This window comes from Bacillus sp. MYb209 (assembly GCF_002975175.1).
Taxonomy (GTDB): Bacteria; Bacillota; Bacilli; order Bacillales; family Bacillaceae_G; genus Bacillus_A.
Genome location: NZ_PCNZ01000029.1, coordinates 14,147 through 34,249, shown reverse-complemented (window position 1 = coordinate 34,249; position 20,103 = coordinate 14,147). Strand labels below are relative to the sequence as shown.

Annotated in this window: 18 protein-coding genes and 1 pseudogene; 10 read left to right on the top strand and 9 right to left on the bottom strand. The window is 35.9% G+C overall.

Annotated features, from left to right (window positions below; all coding sequences use genetic code 11):
- Nucleotides 1–39 precede the first annotated feature (39 nt).
- The 4 genes from CQZ94_RS25815 to CQZ94_RS25800 form a co-directional block, all read right to left on the bottom strand.
- A complete protein-coding gene (locus CQZ94_RS25815; RefSeq protein WP_105587733.1) occupies nucleotides 40–1,512 on the bottom strand; it encodes a sodium:solute symporter family protein in 1,473 nt (490 codons plus the stop codon).
- On the bottom strand, nucleotides 1,509–1,706 hold the full coding sequence (locus CQZ94_RS25810) for a DUF3311 domain-containing protein (RefSeq protein ID WP_105587732.1): 198 nt from the start codon (nucleotides 1,704–1,706) through the stop codon (nucleotides 1,509–1,511). Before CQZ94_RS25810 ends, CQZ94_RS25815 begins: the two co-directional genes overlap by 4 nt.
- Nucleotide 1,707: 1 nt before the next feature.
- A complete protein-coding gene (locus tag CQZ94_RS25805; protein ID WP_105587731.1) occupies nucleotides 1,708–2,883 on the bottom strand; it encodes an amidohydrolase in 1,176 nt (391 codons plus the stop codon).
- Nucleotides 2,884–3,012: 129 nt separating this feature from the next.
- Nucleotides 3,013–3,723, bottom strand: coding sequence for a C39 family peptidase (locus CQZ94_RS25800; RefSeq protein ID WP_105587750.1), 711 nt, complete (start codon nucleotides 3,721–3,723; stop codon nucleotides 3,013–3,015).
- Nucleotides 3,724–4,132: 409 nt separating this feature from the next.
- Between CQZ94_RS25800 and CQZ94_RS31365 the strand changes: the two are divergent.
- The 8 genes and pseudogenes from CQZ94_RS31365 to CQZ94_RS25765 form a co-directional block, all read left to right on the top strand.
- Nucleotides 4,133–4,290 (top strand): annotated as a pseudogene (locus tag CQZ94_RS31365) (amino acid permease); the annotation flags it as partial.
- 282 nt (nucleotides 4,291–4,572) lie between these two features.
- Complete coding sequence (locus CQZ94_RS25795; RefSeq protein ID WP_105587730.1) at nucleotides 4,573–5,448, top strand: cytochrome aa3 quinol oxidase subunit II; 876 nt, start codon at nucleotides 4,573–4,575, stop codon at nucleotides 5,446–5,448.
- 33 nt (nucleotides 5,449–5,481) lie between these two features.
- Complete coding sequence (qoxB, locus tag CQZ94_RS25790) at nucleotides 5,482–7,416, top strand: cytochrome aa3 quinol oxidase subunit I (protein WP_002204397.1); 1,935 nt, start codon at nucleotides 5,482–5,484, stop codon at nucleotides 7,414–7,416.
- 13 nt (nucleotides 7,417–7,429) lie between these two features.
- Nucleotides 7,430–8,032, top strand: a complete 603-nt coding sequence (gene qoxC, locus CQZ94_RS25785; RefSeq protein WP_105587728.1) for a cytochrome aa3 quinol oxidase subunit III — start codon at nucleotides 7,430–7,432, stop codon at nucleotides 8,030–8,032.
- Nucleotides 8,033–8,344, top strand: coding sequence for a cytochrome aa3 quinol oxidase subunit IV (gene qoxD / locus CQZ94_RS25780; protein ID WP_070140909.1), 312 nt, complete (start codon nucleotides 8,033–8,035; stop codon nucleotides 8,342–8,344).
- Nucleotides 8,345–8,565: 221 nt separating this feature from the next.
- Nucleotides 8,566–10,395, top strand: coding sequence for a monovalent cation:proton antiporter family protein (locus tag CQZ94_RS25775; protein ID WP_105587726.1), 1,830 nt, complete (start codon nucleotides 8,566–8,568; stop codon nucleotides 10,393–10,395).
- 18 nt (nucleotides 10,396–10,413) lie between these two features.
- Nucleotides 10,414–10,704: a DUF4022 family protein gene (locus tag CQZ94_RS25770; protein ID WP_142395936.1), complete on the top strand. Its 291-nt coding sequence runs from the start codon at nucleotides 10,414–10,416 to the stop codon at nucleotides 10,702–10,704.
- Between the two features lie 14 nt (nucleotides 10,705–10,718).
- On the top strand, nucleotides 10,719–11,156 hold the full coding sequence (locus CQZ94_RS25765; RefSeq protein ID WP_105587725.1) for a GNAT family N-acetyltransferase: 438 nt from the start codon (nucleotides 10,719–10,721) through the stop codon (nucleotides 11,154–11,156).
- Nucleotides 11,157–11,197: 41 nt separating this feature from the next.
- Here the strand turns inward: CQZ94_RS25765 and CQZ94_RS25760 are convergent, their stop codons facing one another.
- From CQZ94_RS25760 to CQZ94_RS25750, 3 genes are all read right to left on the bottom strand, one after another.
- Nucleotides 11,198–11,632, bottom strand: coding sequence for a hypothetical protein (locus CQZ94_RS25760; protein ID WP_105587723.1), 435 nt, complete (start codon nucleotides 11,630–11,632; stop codon nucleotides 11,198–11,200).
- Nucleotides 11,633–11,636: 4 nt separating this feature from the next.
- Nucleotides 11,637–11,837, bottom strand: a complete 201-nt coding sequence (locus CQZ94_RS25755; protein WP_105587722.1) for a helix-turn-helix transcriptional regulator — start codon at nucleotides 11,835–11,837, stop codon at nucleotides 11,637–11,639.
- Between the two features lie 136 nt (nucleotides 11,838–11,973).
- Complete coding sequence (locus CQZ94_RS25750) at nucleotides 11,974–13,266, bottom strand: NCS2 family permease (protein ID WP_105587720.1); 1,293 nt, start codon at nucleotides 13,264–13,266, stop codon at nucleotides 11,974–11,976.
- 281 nt (nucleotides 13,267–13,547) lie between these two features.
- Here CQZ94_RS25750 and CQZ94_RS25745 point away from each other — a divergent pair, with 281 nt between their 5' ends.
- Both CQZ94_RS25745 and CQZ94_RS25740 read left to right on the top strand, forming a co-directional pair.
- A complete protein-coding gene (locus tag CQZ94_RS25745) occupies nucleotides 13,548–14,939 on the top strand; it encodes an amino acid permease (RefSeq protein WP_105587719.1) in 1,392 nt (463 codons plus the stop codon).
- Nucleotides 14,940–15,112: 173 nt separating this feature from the next.
- The gene (locus tag CQZ94_RS25740) at nucleotides 15,113–16,660 is read left to right on the top strand and encodes a DNA-binding protein (protein ID WP_105587717.1); all 1,548 of its coding nucleotides are present in this window, start codon (nucleotides 15,113–15,115) and stop codon (nucleotides 16,658–16,660) included.
- Between the two features lie 40 nt (nucleotides 16,661–16,700).
- On the opposite strand, the gene CQZ94_RS25735 is transcribed toward CQZ94_RS25740, so the two are convergent.
- Both CQZ94_RS25735 and brnQ1 read right to left on the bottom strand, forming a co-directional pair.
- A complete protein-coding gene (locus tag CQZ94_RS25735; RefSeq protein WP_105587716.1) occupies nucleotides 16,701–18,422 on the bottom strand; it encodes a DUF2339 domain-containing protein in 1,722 nt (573 codons plus the stop codon).
- A 139-nt stretch (nucleotides 18,423–18,561) separates the two neighbouring features.
- Complete coding sequence (gene brnQ1 / locus CQZ94_RS25730) at nucleotides 18,562–19,863, bottom strand: branched-chain amino acid transport system II carrier protein BrnQ1 (RefSeq protein ID WP_105587714.1); 1,302 nt, start codon at nucleotides 19,861–19,863, stop codon at nucleotides 18,562–18,564.
- Nucleotides 19,864–20,103 lie beyond the last annotated feature (240 nt).

Below are 20,103 nucleotides of genomic sequence, written 5' to 3'. Positions count from 1 at the left end.
AAGAGCTATCTCTTTTCGAAGATAGCTCTAACACGCGGGTTACTTTTCTACTATTATATTGTCTGTCTTTATAGATACACTTTTCGTGAATCCACTAACTATAAACATCACAATAATATTAATTAACAATGCGACTATACCTACATTCAAATCTTTTATATATTGCGGGAAACCCGGAAACATTGTAGCTATAGTAGAACCAGATAAGGTGATATATGCAACAACTAACAGCCCAATCCCCATCCCTGCAATCGCTCCTTGCTTCGTAATAATTTGCCGAGGAAACAAACTACATACAAGCGCAGGGAAAAGTTGTGTCACTATACTGTATCCCATTAAAAGAAGTGCCCCTATTGTTTCTCCTCCTTTAAATGTAAACAATACTGCTACGAGCGTTACTACAGGCACAAATAATTTTGCAGCTTTAGCAACTTGTCTATCTGAAGCAGATGGCACCATTGTTCGATAAATATTTTTTGCCAATAATGTGGAAGCAGCCATAACAAGCATGGAACCTGGAACTAATGCTGTTAAAACTCCAGCACTACCAATAATCCCAATAAACCAAGGGTCAAAAGTTTGTAAAGCAAGACGAAATAATGAAAGATCTACATCCGCTCCCTTTAACCCTGGAATTTGTAATATAGCAGCAAAACCTGCAAAGAACACGAAAAGCAAAACTAAAGAATAAAGAGGCATAATCGCCGCGTTTTTCCTAAATACTTTTTCATTTTTTGCAGAGAAAGCAGAAGCAAATGTATGAGGCCACATATAGAAACCGAGGGCCGTTAATATAATAGTAGAAACAAACCAAGAAATACTCATTCCTTCTTCAGGTAAAGATAAAAACCCTGGTTTCGCAGCTTCTACAGCTTCGAACATCGGCTGAAATCCTCCATAATAATGATACGGTAAATATATACCTAAAAACATAACGATGAATAGTATCATAATATCCTTCAAAGCAGCTGTCCAAGCCGAACCATGTATACCTGAAACCATTACATATATAGTTATAACAATAGCACCAATCCATACCGCAATAACAGGTGTCACTCTTCCATAGGAAGCTTCCGAAACGATAATTCCTAATCCCTTTAACTGTAAAACAAGATACGGGATAATCGAAATAACACCAATAATTGAAACAATTATCCCAAGCGTCTTACTCCTGTATTTCTTCGCAAAGAAATCTGATTGTGAAACGAGGTTATGTTCTTTTGCATACTTCCAAATTGGAGGCAATAAGAAATACGATAAAATATAAGCTAATGCACCATACCCTAAAATATAAAATGTAGGAGCTCCTTTACTATACGCCCAGCCACTTCCTCCTAAAAATGTGAACGTCGTATAAATTTCCCCTGCCATAAGGAGAAAAACGAAAATAGTCCCAAATCCTCTTCCTCCAACTGACCATTGTTCTAAATTCATATCTTTTCCATGTTGTGCCCGAATCCCTAAAAATAGTGCTAGAAATAAAAATAAAATAATGATAAGTAATGCTATCATTTTACATCCCCCTTATTAGCAGGATCGAATACGTACACAAGCCCCATACAAAGAGACGTAATAAACACTGATAATAATACCCAAAATAATAAAAATGGCATCCCCAATACGTAAGGAGTAACTGAATTCGCAAATATTGGTCCAACTACTAAACAAAACACTGGAATAAGTGCTAGCACGTGTATTTTCTTCATCTCATTCTCCTTTACTTATAAAATTCATAATGGATGACACGAAGACTTCCACTCCAATTGGTAATGCATCTTCGTCAATCGTAAAACGAGGATGGTGATGCGGGTATATAATGCCCTTCTCTTTATTTCCTGCTCCGATAAAAAAGAATGTCCCTGGTGCCTTTTGTAAAAATGCTGAAAAATCTTCTCCAGCCATCGTTGGCTGTAAGCGAACAACCCTTTCTCTCCCATAAAGCTGTAATGCCGTGCGTTCAATAAGCTCTGTAGTTTCACAATCGTTCACAACTGGTCGATATCCATATTCATAAGAAAATGTATACTTAGCACCGTAGGATTCTGTAATATGTTTTACAATCCTTTCAAGTTTCTTCTTTGTTTCTTCTCTTAATTCATGCCTTAAACTTCTCACTGTCCCTTCAATCTCCGCTTGTTCCGGGATAACATTATGAGTTGTCCCAGCGTGAAATTGCGTAACAGATACTACGAGAGAATCTAACGGATTCGTGAGGCGAGATACAATTTGCTGGATTTGCGAAACAACTTGTGCACCGATTGCGATACTATCAACTGTTTCGTGCGGGATTCCAGCATGCCCACCTTTTCCCTCTATCTTAATTTTAAAAACGTCCGGTGCGGCCATCGCAGCTCCATAAATCACCCCTACTTTCCCAACCTCTAACGACGCCCAAAGGTGAGCACCAATAATGTAATCCACACCTGCCATCACTCCCGCTGCGACCATTTCCTCTGCACCACCCGGAAAGTTTTCTTCTGCATGTTGAAATAAAAAGCGAATCTCTCCTTTAACTTTCTCTCTTTCCTCTACCAACTTATGTACTACACCAAGCAATATTGCCATGTGACCATCGTGACCACACGCATGCATCACACCTGGATATGTAGAAATAAAATCAAACTTATTTTCTTCATGAATAGGAAGGGCATCCATATCAGCACGAACCGCGATAGTTTTACCAGGCTGCTTACCAATTAACCTTGCCATTACACTATATTTAGTAGGTCGCGAAACTTCTAAATACGGGATTTCCCGAAGTATGTCGAATACAAATTGAGATGTTTTTTCCTCTTGAAAAGATAACTCTGGATACTTATGAAAATGCCTTCTCCACTCAATCAACTGATTCTTTGATAAAACAAGTTCCTTTGCGACATCCATTTCTCTTCTCCCCTTCTTCACCAATTTAAATGTTATTATAGCGTGAACCATTAACTTTTAAAAGAATATTCAGAATTTTCAACAATAAACATTATAAAATAAAAAGCCATCTCAAGATGACTTTTCATTTTATAAAATAGTAATTGCTTGCTTCCCCATTTGCTCCCATGCCTTTTCAAATTCAGCACGAGGAACAGCTTTTCGTGGATTGTTTGCAAGGGGATCATTTACGTATACAAAGTTTTGATCATATCCAATTACTACAACACTATGCTCATAATATGTAATTTTCACTTCACCTGAACTCGTATTCCATGTTTCAAAACTACTTTCAGCTAATGGTTTAAACGTTGTATTAATAATTACCCATATCGGAGAACCAGAACTAATTACCTTATATAAATCTTGCACGTCTCTGCCCGTTAAATTAATTACTTTTCCAGAAACATATTTTTCTGCTAAATTAAAAATCGGTTGATTATATACACCGTATCCCGGCTCAGCTTTCGTATAAATATTTCCAACGAACCCCTCATAAGGATTTCCATGCAAACCATTTTGTTTAAATGGGACGCGATGAATTTCACTAGCAAGTTGCATCTTATCTACTTGTACACCTTTATGTTGTAGTAGCATAGCTAAACTTGTCACTTCACAACCTCTAGGTAATTCAGGTAACTGTCTAATAAACGGAACCTCTGTAATCATTGCACTTTCTTTCATCTCAGAGAAAAGGTCTAACCGTAATTCTTGTGCCTTTTTCATAATTTTATCTTTCTCGAAAAAAAACACGACAGCAAATATAATACCGAAAATAAAAATATATTTTAACTTTTTCATCATAAACCAAACTCCATTATATCAATTATTTTAAAGGCGCAGCTTCTATCATTGTACCTTTCTTCTTACTAGTTTGCTAGAAAGATTCTGCGAATTATTATTCACAAATACCATTGTGAAATTCTAATTATTTTCAATAAAAAGAAAAAACGATATACTTTTTTAGAATGTTTTACTAAAAACAAAATTATTAACATAGTGAAAGAATCGTATTTCCTTCACTATGTTAATAAACATTATAAGGTATTTAGTCATAGTTAGTTTTTCCTTTACATACTCAGTTCACAACAAAATAAACCGGGTATGTTTTTCACCCCCACTAATGATTAAAAGTCTCGAATGAAATTTAGTTAACACATACAAAAAAATATGGGGGGAGGGGCATATAAATCAACAAGTAGAACAAGCAGATTTAAAATACCGTACACCACTTTACCCAATAGTTCCAATCGTAGCTTTCTTGCGGGATTCCATTTAGGATCATTTGCTACATTTTATACCAAGTTAAACATTCGGAAAGTTGTCACATTTGAACAAAAAAGAAATATAACTCAGGTAACAAACTAAATATACTAAAAATTCAGTAATCTTTCTTATAATAAGATAATTTTTTTCTATTTATTGGATATGTTGGTATAACTTTATTTATCTTAAAATTCCCACAATAACGTTTTTATCTGGAAAATAGTTTACAATGTTATCAAGTTACAAATGATATTCACCTTAAAAAGCGTGCATTTGTGTCTATTTTTTAACAATATGACAAAAACTATTGCCAACTATAAATTAATAGGTTTATATTGTTTTATTGGCATAGTTTCAATCCAAGGAGAAAGGAGATTTTCAATCGTGCAACTAAAGAAAGCATTTTGGAAGTTGGCTTCGCTTCTTCCGTTATCATTACTTCTGTTCCTCGGTGGCTGTGATAAGAAACTCGCAGTATTAAATCCGCAAGGACCCGTTGCAAAGGCACAGTATGATTTAATTGTTTGGTCATTCGTGCTTATGTCATTAATTATCGCAATTGTATTCATCTTGTTTACAGTCATCTTGATTCGTTATCGTGAAAAACCAGAGAATATGGACTATGAGCCACCTGATCAACATGGTAACACATTATTAGAAATCATTTGGACGATTATTCCTGTTATTATCGTTATCGCATTATCGATTCCAACAGTTAAAGCAACTTATGCTTCGGAAGAGGTTCCGCAAGAGTCCAAACATATTAAGCCAGTTGAAATTTATGTTACATCTGCAAACTGGAAATGGTTATTTAGTTATCCGGAGGAAAAAATTGAAACCGTTAACTATTTAAACATCCCAGCTGGTGTACCAATTCAATTTAAGCTGACTTCTGTAGGTCCAATGAATGCTTTCTGGGTACCAGAACTTGGTGGTATGAAGTATACAATGGATGGCATGATCATGGACTTATATTTACAAGCTGATAAGCCTGGTTCTTACCTAGGTCGTAGCTCGAACTTCTCGGGTGAAGGATTCACTCACATGGAGTTCGAAGTTGAAGCAAAAACAAAAGAAAAGTATGACAAGTGGGTAAAAGAAGTACAAGAAACTGCTCCTAAACTAACAGAAGATAAGTACAACGATATTGTTAAACCTGGTGTAGTTGGTCGTATGACATTCTCTAGTCACCACTTAAGTTATGTAGATCCAAAGTCACTTGAATATTGTGATTACAACTACTACAAAAACAAAAAATAATAGCTATTATTCCAACAGATTGGAGTGAACACAGTGAAGCTTGATGAATTTTTTGTCACAGGTGACCCGATTATTTACGGAGCTGACGCATCTATCGTTCTTGTGACATTAGCGATTCTTTTCGTACTAACAAAGTACAAAAAATGGAGATGGCTTTGGGATGAATGGTTGACAACTGTTGACCATAAAAAAATAGGGACCATGTATATTATCTCTGCCGTTATAATGTTATTCCGTGGTGGTATGGATGGTTTAATGATTCGTGCCCAGTTAACATTCCCAGATACAACATATTTAAACGCTGAACACTATAATGGAATCTTTACAACACATGGTACAGTTATGATTCTTTTCATGGCAATGCCATTCGTTCTAGGATTAATGAACGTCGTTGTACCATTACAAATTGGTGCTCGTGACGTTGCATATCCGTTCTTAAATGCTTTAAGTTTCTGGTTATTCTTTATTGGAGCAATGTTATTCAACATCGCTTTCGTAATCGGTGGTTCTCCAGATGCTGGGTGGACTTCTTACTTCCCAATGGCGGGTACAGAGTTTACTCCTGGTGTAGGAAATAACTTCTACGCAATCGCCTTACAGATTTCAGGTCTTGGTACGTTAATGACAGGTATTAACTTCCTAGTTACTATTTTAAAAATGCGTACACCTGGCATGAAATTAATGAAAATGCCAATGTTTACATGGTCTATTTTAATTACATGTGTAATCATTATTTTCGCTTTCCCAGTATTAACAGTAGCTCTTGCATTAATGACATTTGACCGTCTATTTGATGCTCACTTCTTTACGATGGCGAGCGGCGGTATGCCAATGCTCTGGGCCAACTTGTTCTGGGTATGGGGACACCCTGAAGTATATATCGTTATTTTACCGGCATTCGGTATTTTCTCTGAAATCATTAGTACATTCTCACGTAAACGTCTATTCGGTTACAGTGCGATGGTATACTCAATGGTTGCAATTTCTTTACTAAGTTTCGTCGTATGGCTTCACCACTTCTTTACAATGGGTGCAGGTCCAGCGGTTAACTCGTTCTTCTCGATTTCGACAATGGCGATTTCGATTCCAACCGGTGTTAAAATATTTAACTGGTTGTTTACGCTGTATAAAGGACGTATTCGTTTTACAGTTCCAATGCTTTGGTCATTGGCATTTATTCCAAACTTCGTAGTCGGTGGAGTTACAGGGGTTATGCTTGGAATGGCAGCAGCTGATTATCAATACCATAACAGCTACTTCCTAGTCGCTCATTTCCACTACGTATTAATCGCAGGTACAGTATTCGCTATGCTTGCTGGATTCACATTCTGGTATCCAAAAATGACAGGTCATATGCTAAATGAACGCCTTGGTAAATGGACATTCTGGATCTTTATGAGCGGATTTAACATCTGTTTCTTCCCAATGTACTTCCTAGGTTTAGATGGTATGACTCGTCGTATGTACACTTACTCTGAAAGCCTTGGATGGGGTTGGTTGAACCAAATCGCATCTGTCGGCGCAGTAATGATGGGTATCGGATTCGTACTTCTTTGTTATAACGTAATTTGGAGTGCACGTCACGGTGAACGTGATACAACTGGAGATCCATGGGATGGCCGTACACTTGAATGGGCAACTCACTCTCCTGTACAACATTACAACTTCGCGAAACTTCCTGAAATTAAAGAAGCTGATGCTTTCTGGTTCATGAAAAAACGCGGAGAAACAATTACACCAACAGCAGATGAATTAAAACCAATTCACATGCCAAGTAATTCTGGTGTGCCTATTATTATGTCTGCATTCTTCGGTCTTGCAGGTTTTGCATTAGTATTTAGCTGGTTCTGGATTGCAGCAATCGGTGGTATTGGTATTTTAGGTTGCTTAATCTATCGTTCATTCGATTATGATGATGGCTACTACGTAAGCGTTGATGAAATTAAAGAAACAGAACATATAGCATGAGAGGTGAAATGACATGGCGGCTTTAGATAAAAGCTTACCTTTGGAATATCAATCCGAGCAAAGCAGATTGAATATCCTAGGATTCTGGATTTTTCTTGGGGCTGAAATTATGCTGTTCGCAACACTTTTCGCCTCTTATCTAGTCCTTGCTGGTCGTACGGCTGATGGCCCAACACCAGCGCAATTGTTTGAAGTTAAAACACTTTTAATTCAAACACTGCTGCTTTTAACAAGTAGTTTTACATGTGGGATCGCAATTCACGAAATGCGTAAACACAACCAAAAAGGAATGTTAGCTTGGTTCATCCTAACTTTACTTTTAGGTGCAGGCTTCCTATTCTTTGAAATTGAAGAATTCATTTTGTACGTTGGTGAAGGCGCAACGATTCAAACAAGTGCATTCTTATCTGGATTCTTCGTTCTTCTTGGAACGCATGGTGCCCACGTAACAGGTGGTATCATTTGGGCAACTTGTGTTATTATCCAAATTTTAAAACGAGGTTTAACACCAGTTACAGCTCGTAAAGTATTTATTATCAGCTTATACTGGCATTTCCTTGATCTTGTTTGGGTCTTTATTTACACACTAGTTTACTTGAACGGGATGGTGGCGTAAATGGGTCAAAATAATAATCAAGCAAACGGGCATGCGCATAGCGGATTCCCATGGTCACACGTTTTCGGATTCATTTTATCGCTTGCACTAACGTTTCTTGCTTTATATGTTGCACTTTACACAGACTTGCCACTTTCAACGATATTAACAACTATTATCATAATGGCAGTTGCGCAAGCGTTGTTACAATTAATTATGTTCATGCACTTAAAAGAAGGAGAAGGAAGCATTCAAATTCTTACAATGATATACAGTTTCTTCGTTGCAGCTGCAACAGTTGGTCTTACTGTATGGATCTTCTTCTCAATGTAATTTGCATGAAAAAGACTGCTGAGATTCCTCAGCAGTCTTTTTTTTATTCTCTCCCCTATTACATCCACATTACGGAATTAACAACAGAATCATGAAAAATATACTTATTATGACAAATGTTAAGAAAACTCTTTCTTTATGAAATCGAATCCATATCCGTTGCTTTTCTACCTATTATATGGCTAAATAGGTACTATATTTATTTGAAGGGAGAGAACGCAATGGAACATCATTCTTCTGTTCTATCACTTATGGTTGTCGTCGCAATCGCGTTTTTCGTTCCCCTTTTGTTACAACGCTTTAAATTAAAAGCACTTCCTGTCGTTGTTGCAGAAATTATCGCAGGAATCTTTGTAGGTAAAAGTGGATTTAACATCATTGAGCCAGATATGTGGCTTCAAGTCTTATCAACACTAGGGTTTATCTTCCTAATGTTTTTAAGTGGTTTAGAAATTGACTTTTCGATCTTTAAGCAAAAAGGGAAAAAGAATACGACAAACGAACCAAACACATTTCAAGCAGCAAGCATTATCTTCTTATTTATTTTCATTTTATCTTATGCCCTATCATTACTATTCGTATGGCTAGGATTCGTAGATAATGCAATGTTCATGACTTTAATTATTTCAACCATTTCTTTAGGTGTTGTCGTACCGACATTAAAAGAAAATAACTTAGGAAAAACCGCAATCGGGCAAATCATTTTATTAGTCGCTGTTATTGCAGACTTAGTTACAATGATTTTACTCGCTGTATTCGTCGGATTAAATTCCGAAAGTGGTCAAAGCATGTGGCTTCTACTTCTTCTATTCGGTGCTGGTATTGTAATTTACTTTGTCGCAAGACGTTTTAAAAATATTCCATACCTAGAAAGCTTAAAAGCCGGTAGTGTACAAATTGATACACGAGCTGTTTTCGCACTCATCTTAATATTAGTTGGATTATCTGAATCTGTTGGGGCAGAAAATATTTTGGGAGCCTTTTTAGCAGGTGTACTCGTATCTTTATTATCACCAAATGAAGATATGGTTGAAAAACTCGATTCCATCGGATATGGTTTCTTCATCCCTATTTTCTTCGTAATGGTTGGTGTAAATCTAGAAGTATGGTCTATTTTTAAAGAGCCTTCTAGTATGCTAATGATCCCAATTTTAATTGTGGGACTCTTTATTTCAAAACTGTTACCATCATTAGTCTTACAAAAATGGTATCCACGCAATATCGTACTCGGAAGTGCTATTTTGTTAACATCAACACTTTCTTTAGTTATTGCGGCTGCACAAATCGGTGAAAAGCTAGGCATCATTAGCCCAAGTTTATCAGCATCTCTTATTTTAAGCGCAGTTATTACTTGTATTTTTGCGCCTATATTATTTAAAAAGATGTTTCCAAAAGTGGAAATACCAAAATCGAAAGTATCTATTATTGGCGCAAGTAGAATTACCCTCCCGTTATCACTTGATTTAAAACGTGAAGAGTATGACGTAACGCTATATATGATACGCCAGAATAAAATAAATGATGAGGAAGCGAAATCTCATGACTTCCCTATTGTAAAATTAGATGAGATTACTATTCAATCTTTAATGGAGCAAAAAGCTTTCGAAGCAGACCGTGTTGTTGTTGCGACAAGTGATGATGAACAAAACTTATTATTAGCAGAACATGCAAAAGAATTAGGTGTTGAACACGTCATCGCAAGTGTAGAAGATCCCCTTCTACAAGAAAAAGCGACTCAAGAACATATCGCTGTATTCTCGACTATTAACTCTACACGTATTTTATTACGTGCACTTATTGATAAACCAAGTCTCGTTCGCTTAATTACAACAGCAAATGAAACAGTACGTGAGGTTGAACTACGAAGTAATAAATATAACGGTTTAGCACTTCGTCGCCTTCCGTTTTTAGGTGATGTACTTGTCATTCAAATTTACCGTGGTAATAAAGCATTAATACCACATGGTGATACGAAGTTACAGCATGGCGATACTTTACTTGTAACGGGTTCAAAAGAACATATTGATACAATGAAAAACATATTAGAATAGAAAATGCCCCTCGCATAAATGAGGGGCATTTTTTCATTTTCATATGGTAAAATGTTACTATCACATATTATGAGGATGAATAACATTATGTCTATTTCAACTTTAGCTCTCTTATTATTAGCAGAAGTACTCGTCGCCATTATTCTCATCGGTATTAGTATTGAAATTTGTAGTTATGGATGGAAAAAATCAAATGGAATTAAATACTTTTGTCTCGTACTTTCACTCCTTCTCGGAACCGCTAGCATACTAGGACTTCTCGTTGCACCCGCATATTTCTTCTTACAACTTATAGAAAGAGGCTTATAAGAAAGGATGATATTATGATTACAGTGAAACATATTGATGCGTCTGAAACATATTTATTTCGTCAAACGATTTTGCGTCCCAATCAACCTTTAGAAGACTGTAAATACCCTTCCGATTACGAAACAGACACCTTCCACTTAGGTGCATTTATAAACGATGAACTTATTAGTATCGCTTCCTTCTCAAAAGAAATATATCCAGACTTACAAACTGGTATTCATTATCGACTACGAGGAATGGCAACATTACCTAACTTCCGAAATCAGCGTGCTGGAAGCTCCTTAATCCATAAAGCCGAGCAAATCTTGCAAGAGCGTAACGCAAACATTTTATGGTGTAATGGCCGAATTACTGTAACTGACTATTACAAGCGCTTAGGCTTCCATGAACATGGTGAAATCTTTGAAATTGAACCGATTGGCCTTCATAAAGTTCTATATAAAAAAATATAAGAAAATATAAGAAAAGCTTTCCGCAACGTACGGAAAGCTTTTTATATTTCATCTTCACTTTTTATTTTTTTCATATATATGTATATAAACAAACTAGGAACTAAAAAACAAGCAAACATAATAAGTCCTGTTATACTAATTTCCTTCATTGAAATATCCGGTGTTACAATGATACAAATAGCTAAAATACCAATAACAATCCCTACTGGAATGAATAATAATTTCATGAAATAACTACGAGATACTCCCCCTGTATGTTCATACACTTCCACCGAATTTTTTAAGTTTAAAAAGTTAATAACTACTATCCCGCCCATAAATACCATTAATAAATCCGAAACACTTTCATATCCTGCCCCTTGCAAAACATAACGGTAAAACACGATACTTAGTATGACAATATTTTGTAAGATGAAAGCTAGTCTAATATGTTTTAACCCCTCAATCATTAAACGTTCATCTTTCACGATTTTCACCCTATCACTCCTTTTCCTCCCAAAACAAATCATTCAATGTTTTATTTACCGCATAACAAATTTTCAAACATAAATCTAAAGACGGATTGTATTTCCCCTTTTCAATTAAACTAATCGTTTGTCTTGTAACGCCTACTTTTTCTGCTAATTGTTGCTGCGTTAAATCTAACTGAACACGTGCGATTTTTATTTTACTTACAGCCATTCATGTTCCTCCTCCACTTATATTGTAACATATATATTGCATTTAGTAATTTATAATTTGCGAAATGAGTTTAAATTTCAACTTATTATACACAAAAAAGGGACCTCTCATAAGAAGCCCCTTTCCTATCTCTATATTATAAGAATAAATGACATCCAAATAAAATTGTAAATAAGTATAGTAACGGATGTACTTCCATTCCTTTCCTCTTCGCGATTTTTAAGATTGGATACACTAAAAATCCGATTGCAATTCCATTTGCAATACTAGATGTTAATGGAATACCTACGAATATTAAAAATGCTGGTAATGCATCTTCAAATTCATTCCAATTAATATCACGAATGCTTTGTGCCATTAAGCTACCTACTATAATTAACGAAGGAGCTGTAATAGCTGCCACGCTGGATAAGGAAGCGATAACTGGACTGAAAAATGCTGTTACAATTGTTAAACAAACGACTACAATACCTGTTAAACCTGTCTTACCACCTGCTGCAATTCCAGCTGATGATTCGATTGTAGCTGCTGTAGGACTAGTCCCAAAGACAGCTCCTGTTGTTCCACCAATTGCATCTGCAATAAACGCCTTACCAAAGCGCTTTTCAGTGTTATCTGCATTTAAACCTGCTTGTTTAATTAAACCAAGTAAAGCACCTGTTGTATCAAATAAAAGTACAAGTAAGAATGAAAAAATAACTCCGTACAACCCGTATTGAATTACATCTGAAAATGCATTGATAGGGTTTGAAATAATAATTCCTTCTGGTAAATGTGGCATTGCGACAATGTTATTTTCAAACTTTAATTGCCCCGTAAAGAAAGCAATAATTCCTGTCACAATCATACTAATAAACAATGCACCACTAACGCGTAACACCATTAATACCGCCGCTAACACTAAACCAACTAAAGTTAAAATAACAGCCGGTGAATGAAAGTCTCCGATTGTAACTAAGTTAGACGGATGGTCAACGATAATACCCGAAAGTCGCAATCCGATAAAAGCAATAAATAATCCGATTCCACCTGCAATTGCATGTTTTAAACTGTCAGGAATTGCGACAATTAGCTTTTGCCTAAATGAGGTGAAAGATAATAAAAGAAAAATGATACCTGTTACAAATACTGCCGAAAACGCAATGACATATGTAATCCCCTCTGCCTGTTGAACAACAGAATAAGCAAAATATGCATTCATCCCCATAGCTGGAGCAATAACAATTGGATAGTTAGCTAAAAACGCCATACATAGCGTTCCAACAACTGTCGCAATAATAGTTGCCGTAAATGCTTGATCAAATGGTACACCTGCATCAGATAATATTTTCGGATTGATGACAAGAATATACGCAAATGTAAAAAAAGTTGTGATGCCAGCTAAAATTTCTTGCTTCACAGAAGTGTTATACTTTTGTAATTGAAACATACTTATGTACCCTTCCTACACCTGAATTATTATCACACGTTCTTTTCTTATTAGTATGTGAGAAAATGTAATACTTAATCTTAACAATCAATAAAAAGAAGAGTCAATATATTCTCTAATAGTTAGAATTTTAAGTTTAAGTCTAACAAGTTATAGCTGTAGTACAGTTCATTACGATTATTTTTGTAGCATAACAGATAGAAATGTTTTATAATTTGAAATAGTTAAATATTTAGTAAACGCATTCAAATATCGTTCACTCTACAGGGGGTATTCTTCTTATGCAGCAAACAAACAAATCTGAAAATTTAAACCGTGGTTTAAAAGAACGACATATTACCTTAATGTCTCTCGGTTCAGCTATTGGCGTTGGATTATTTTTAGGATCTGCTTCGGCTATTAAACTAGCTGGTCCTTCCATTTTATTAGGCTATATGATTGCCGGACTCGTTATTTTTTTCATTATGCGCGCACTCGGAGAAATGGCAATTGAACAACCAGTTGCTGGCTCTTTTAGTAAATATGCAAATGATTACATCAGCCCACTAGCTGGGTATATTACAGGCTGGAATTATTGGTTTTTATGGGTTGTTACTTGTATGGCGGAAATTACAGCGGCAGGAATTTACATGCAGTACTGGTTCCCAGATATCCCGCGTTGGATCTGGGCGTTACTAGCTCTTTTATTAATGAGTGCTTTCAACTTCTTATCTGTAAGAGTATTTGGAGAACTTGAGTTTTGGTTTGCTCTCATCAAAATTGTCACAATTATCTGTATGATAATAGTCGGTGCTGGTATTATTTTATTCGGATTTGGAAACGGAGGCGTTGCAACTGGCATTTCAAATCTTTGGGAGCATGGAGGCTGGTTCCCAAATGGATTCTCTGGATTACTACTTTCCTTACAAATGGTATTATTCGCTTATTTAGGAGTCGAACTTATCGGGGTTACAGCTGGTGAAGCTCAAAATCCAAAAAAGACACTTGCAAAAGCAATTGATAACGTATTTTGGAGAATTTTATTATTCTACGTTGGAGCTCTATTCGTTATGATGGCAATTTATCCATGGAACGAATTTGGTGAGAAAGGAAGTCCATTCGTACTAACGTTCCAGCAAATCGGTATCGCAAAGGCAGCAGGTATTATTAACTTTGTTGTTTTAACAGCTGCTCTTTCTTCTTGTAACGGTGGTTTGTTTAGTACAGGCCGTATGTTATTCACATTAGCACAGCAAAAGAAAGCACCTGAAAGATTCGGTCGTTTAAATAAGAATGGTATTCCGAGTCAAGGAATTGTAGCAACTGCGATTGTTTTACTCGTTGGCGTTATGTTAAACTATCTCGTTCCTGCAAAAGTATTTACTTGGTTAACTAGTATTTCAACTTTCGGTGCAATTTGGACTTGGGGTATTATATTAGTCGCTCAAATTAAATTCCGTAAAGGATTACAAACTAATAAAAAGGATAAGCTAGCATATAAAATGCCTTTACACCCATTAAGTTCATATTTCTCACTCGGCTTCCTTGTACTTGTACTAGGTATAATGGCCTATTCAGAAGATACACGAATCGCATTAATCGTCGGGCCAATTTGGCTTATCGGCTTAGCTATCGTGTATTATATGAAAGGTTTTCATAAGATTGATGAATCATCTAATTCAAAAATTAGTTAAGTCCACGATCTCTTCCTACTTTACTAGGGAGAGATTTTTTCATTATTCGCTCAAATATTTCTCAATCAAATTAACGTTATCTTTACACTATTTAATATTTTCTATCTTTATTTTCATAGAAAAATCAATTACATTATTAAAGCACATATATTTATTATTAGGGGGATTCTTCTATGAAGAATAAAAAATGGATTACATTTTCTTTAGCAACAGCAATCACAATTAGTATGGGGAGTTCGTTCATACCGTCTACTTATGCCGAAAGCTCTGTAGACCCTGCTCCTGAAATTGCCGCAAAAGTTGTAAATCAAAACAATGGGAAGAAAGTATTATTCGATAATACTCACGGTCAAACGGCTGGGACAGCTGACTGGGTTATTAACGGAGGATTTTCCGATTTTGGAAACGGCATTGCCCAAAACGGATATCATGTAAAAGAACTTCGTAAATCAACACCTATTACATACGACGATTTAAAAAATCACAATGTGTTTATCGTTCCCGAAGCAAATATTCCTTATAAAAAATCTGAGCAAGATGCAATGTTACAATACGTGAAAAATGGCGGCAGTATTTTCTTCATTGCCGATCATTATAATGCAGATCGTAATAAAAACCGCTGGGACTCCTCAGAAGTGTTCAATGGATATAGACGCGGGGCATGGGATAATCCAGCAAAGGGAATGTCTAATGAAGAAACAACTTCACCAGCTATGCAAGGAGTAGAAAGCTCTGATTGGCTATCCGATAATTTCGGTATTCGCTTCCGCTACAATGCAATCGGTGACGTTTCCGCTAAAAATATTGTCTCACCTGAACAATCATTCGGAATTACAGAAGGCGTTTCATCTGTAGCGATGCATGCTGGTTCTACACTTGCGATTACAAATCCTAAACTAGCAAAAGGTCTTGTTTACCTTCCAGAAAATCCTTCAAAATGGAATAATGCTGTTGATAGCGGCGTTTATAACGGTGGTGGCGTTGCAGAGGGTCCTTATGCTGCTATTTCGAAAGTTGGCCTTGGGAAGGCTGCATTTATTGGTGATTCTTCTCCTGTTGAAGATGCTACGCCAAAATATGTTCGTGAAGATTCAGGTCAATCAAAGAAAACTTATGATGGTTATAAAGAAGAAAACGATGCCGTTCTATTAGAAAACATTGTGAATTGGTTAGCGAAGCAAGAAACATTTACAAGCTTAGATCAAGTGAGTGGTTTACAGCTTGATGCACCTACAGCTCTACAAACATTTGAACAACCAAGTTTATCAACAGAACCACAACCAGAACCTTGGAGCGCACCAAGTCAAGGTTACCAGTGGTTCAATACAAATACTTTCAAACCAGGTTCATACGGCTATAACGGTGCAGTAACAACGAGTGATTACGTAATTACGCACCCTAGCATTCTACCAAACAATGAAGTGTTCCAAATGAAGATTCAAGTAAATAACTTATTACCAAATACAACGTACAATAATTATTCTTTAGGTATCTTCGCAACTGGTGGAACACAGGTGACAAAAGTTCAAAACACAAATGGCACTTGGCCATCTTCTTTCGGATATAGCAGTGCATTCTCTTTCATAACAAATAACCAAGGATCTGCTGAAAAAATTGTGAACGTACAACTTGATCCAAATACGACTGGACAAGCAACACTTCGTCTACGTCAAAACACAACAGCGAAATATAGTGAAACTGTAACGATTGGTAAGAAGTAAAGTACAGTAAAAGGCAATCCGTAAATGGATTGCCTTCTTTTCACTTCTCTTCTTTTGAGAAAAACATTCTTGAAATAACGATACCTATACTACCAACGATTAAGAATAACACCGCCCTAATCATCATCGACACCTCTGGTAGGTCGAGAAGGAATAACTTCCCTACTGTTACTACTAATACGACTAAGCCAGCATATAATATTTCGTTCATCTGTCTATAACGGCCAAACCAAACTGCAAATAACGCATATACCATCCATAATAACGATACAGATACGCTAATTATACTTCCATCTGTAGAAAGAACTTCACCGATCCTAGTAATTGTAATAAATACAATGATCATTAACGAATAGAGCGCTATGGAATAAACATATTTACCAAAACTCGCTAACACTTCTTTCGCTTGTCTCATGCAATAATAGAACGTTCCTATCAAAATAACATGAGCGACAAAGCCCGCTGAAATGAACTGATCAAACGGGCTAAAAATCGTCTGTATCATTCCAATAGCATAAATCGTTGCACTTACATACAATTTAATATTTTGCTTTACTTTAATAGCAGTAACCATACCGAGGAAACCTTGTAACAATAATACGATTGCTGCATTCACTAAACTGTACTCGTATAAAATCGCTAAACTAAATGACCCCATTGCAAAACCAAATATAAGATTTGTAAATACAGAATGTTTATTCTTCCTATATTCAAGCGCGAACATAACAGCATGCACGAATGCACTTATAACTAATCCCCACGTTGTAAATTCAGGTATGTTTGCAATAGCTAAAATAAAGGAAACTGCATTCGCACTAAATAGCGCCAATCTTGCTTCTTGTATAAAACTTCTCTCCGAAAACATATGCCAAAATAATAGCAAATGAATTACGCCGTATACAACCGTTAACTGTACTTGCAAATTCCCTACTAATATGGACATAACAGCAAAGAAGACAAATAGGACAATGGCCGCAACAACATACGAAATCATATACAAGTACTTATAACGGTTTCTCATTGCATACCACAATAGACTAATTGTTAATATCGTCTCATAACTAAAGAAAATATACGTATTAGGAGTCGTACTATTTAACAAGAAAGGAACAAAAAATGCTCCTACCGCCACGAAAATAGCGAGGTATTCCGATCTATATCTTTTCGCTAAATAAATACCTAAAATAATCCATATAATGTTGCAAATAAACGCAATACTTGCAGGAATAAACTCATATAAATAATGTGCCGCAAACGTCGTTAAAACAATACCCGTAATACTTCCTCCAGCCAATACTAACCCTAACGCCTGCCGCTCTCTTTTAATTTGTATATCTCCTATATAATACAAACCGGCAGATAGTACTATACCAAATACAACCCGTATCGCTGGTGTTAACAACCCAGCATCCACCCCTGCTTTAAATAACCAAATAACGCCAAGTAGCATAATACCGACAAATATGCGTGGTAACCACGTTTGACAAAACTTTATAATATTAAATGGTTCTGGTTTAAATGCAGATATATCTACTTGTTTCACCTCTGGCTCTTGCATGGACTCCCTCTTCTTAACAACATCTTCTTGTAACTTTTCATTACTTACTGCTTCAATATATTCTTTCTTTTCCTTATTAACATTTTGTTGAACTTTATCTACTTCTATTTTTCTTTGTTTCGCTTTCAATTCATAAAGTGTCTCTTGCATCGTTTCAATTGCCGTTTCGAGCGCTTCTATTTTCTTATTTAAATCCTCCTTCATACAATCCCCCCTCATCATCGATTTTTCACTTAACCTATATATTACCAATTACCTTTATCATACTCTTAGTCTATTCATTTTCAATACTATTTTTCCAAAAAAAGAAAGGTGTTTTCCGAAATAGGAAAACACCTCTTACTTATTTATTCTTATTTATAGCAATACTAACAATTACACCGAGGCAGGCACCTACAAATGCCGGAACAATCCAACCTACACCTTCTGAATAAAACGGAAGAATTTTTAGTAGTGGTGTCCATTTATTCATCAGTACACTTTTGTTTAAAACATCAATCGCACTAAATAACGCTACGATTCCAATCGTTACCGAATATACGTATACATACTTTCCAATATACTTATGGAATAACCCTAAAATAATAAGCGTTAGTGCAACTGGATAAATAAATCCAAGAATCGGTACTGATACTTTTAAAATTTGCGTTAATCCTAAATTAGCTAAAACCATACTAACAAAACTTAATATAAATGCCCAAACTTTATAAGATACTTTCGGAAATGCGCTCGCAAAAAATTGACTACAAGACGTAACAAGTCCAATTGAAACACATAAACACGCGATAGTAAAAATAAGACCTAATAAAACGACCCCGCCTTGTCCAAATAATGTCGTCATAACTTGTGCTAACACTTTCGCACCGTTATCAAATGTACCCAATGAACCGCTAATTGAGCCAACATATCCAAGAATGACATATATAATAGATAATAAAAGTCCTGCTCCAATGCCAGCAATACTCATATATTTCGCTAAACCTTTATCATCCTCAATACCTTTTGCACGCAAAGCATTTGCTATAACAATACCAAAGATTAAAGCCGCTAGCGCATCCATCGTTAAATATCCATCTAAAAATCCTTGGAACATCGGGGCTTGTCCATAATTACCAGTGGCTTCTTTCACACTACCGACTGATGTAAACATACTTTTTATAAAAATAAGTGCAATCATACATAATAGTAAAGGCGTTAAAACCTTTCCGAATAAGCCCATTAATTTAGATGGCGATAAACTTAACCAGTAAACAACACTAAAGAAAACAATCGTATAAAATAATAAAACTACGCTACCCGATTCTTGGAATAACTGGCCTGGTCCCATTTCAAATGCTAAACTTCCTGCACGGGGTATACCAAGACCAGGTCCAATAAACAAGTACACAATACACGGAAAAATAATTGCAAATGAAGGATGCACTCTACCCGCTAACGTTTGAAAGCTTCCCGCTTTCGCAATAGCGATAACCCCTAATATAGGAAGACCTGTTGCTGATATAATAAAACCTAACAATGCAATCCATACATGTTCTCCTGCTTCATATCCAAGGAAAGGTGGAAATATAAGATTTCCGGCCCCAAAGAACATAGAGAATAACATAAGACTAATAAGTAAAATTTCTTTTTTCTGTAACAATTTCATTTCTTTCTCCTTCTTCAATTTCACCTTACATGAAATCAATTCCACACATAAAAAAAATGCGGTAATCCGCTTCCTTACAAAGAAAACATAGTCCATAGTCTACCATAAAAGAAACACCCATTCTATAGCTATTTCCCAGTTCCAATTTCTTCTGAAAAATCAACCTTCGTTGACTTATAATAGTTAATAAAGTAAAATATTAAATATACAAAACTATTAACTTTGTTTTTGTTTGTGTCA

What these genes read in the sequence shown, in the direction of transcription:
- CQZ94_RS25815 (WP_105587733.1), bottom strand. Translation starts at nt 1,512, where the DNA reads ATGATAGCATTACTTATCATTATTTTATTTTTATTTCTAGCACTATTT.
- CQZ94_RS25810 (WP_105587732.1), bottom strand. Translation starts at nt 1,706, where the DNA reads ATGAAGAAAATACACGTGCTAGCACTTATTCCAGTGTTTTGTTTAGTA.
- CQZ94_RS25805 (WP_105587731.1), bottom strand. Translation starts at nt 2,883, where the DNA reads ATGGATGTCGCAAAGGAACTTGTTTTATCAAAGAATCAGTTGATTGAG.
- CQZ94_RS25800 (WP_105587750.1), bottom strand. Translation starts at nt 3,723, where the DNA reads ATGAAAAAGTTAAAATATATTTTTATTTTCGGTATTATATTTGCTGTC.
- qoxC (WP_105587728.1), top strand. Translation starts at nt 7,430, where the DNA reads ATGGCGGCTTTAGATAAAAGCTTACCTTTGGAATATCAATCCGAGCAA.
- qoxD (WP_070140909.1), top strand. Translation starts at nt 8,033, where the DNA reads ATGGGTCAAAATAATAATCAAGCAAACGGGCATGCGCATAGCGGATTC.
- CQZ94_RS25775 (WP_105587726.1), top strand. Translation starts at nt 8,566, where the DNA reads ATGGAACATCATTCTTCTGTTCTATCACTTATGGTTGTCGTCGCAATC.
- CQZ94_RS25770 (WP_142395936.1), top strand. Translation starts at nt 10,414, where the DNA reads ATGAGGGGCATTTTTTCATTTTCATATGGTAAAATGTTACTATCACAT.
- CQZ94_RS25765 (WP_105587725.1), top strand. Translation starts at nt 10,719, where the DNA reads ATGATTACAGTGAAACATATTGATGCGTCTGAAACATATTTATTTCGT.
- CQZ94_RS25755 (WP_105587722.1), bottom strand. Translation starts at nt 11,837, where the DNA reads ATGGCTGTAAGTAAAATAAAAATCGCACGTGTTCAGTTAGATTTAACG.
- CQZ94_RS25750 (WP_105587720.1), bottom strand. Translation starts at nt 13,266, where the DNA reads ATGTTTCAATTACAAAAGTATAACACTTCTGTGAAGCAAGAAATTTTA.
- CQZ94_RS25745 (WP_105587719.1), top strand. Translation starts at nt 13,548, where the DNA reads ATGCAGCAAACAAACAAATCTGAAAATTTAAACCGTGGTTTAAAAGAA.
- CQZ94_RS25740 (WP_105587717.1), top strand. Translation starts at nt 15,113, where the DNA reads ATGAAGAATAAAAAATGGATTACATTTTCTTTAGCAACAGCAATCACA.
- CQZ94_RS25735 (WP_105587716.1), bottom strand. Translation starts at nt 18,422, where the DNA reads ATGAAGGAGGATTTAAATAAGAAAATAGAAGCGCTCGAAACGGCAATT.
- brnQ1 (WP_105587714.1), bottom strand. Translation starts at nt 19,863, where the DNA reads ATGAAATTGTTACAGAAAAAAGAAATTTTACTTATTAGTCTTATGTTA.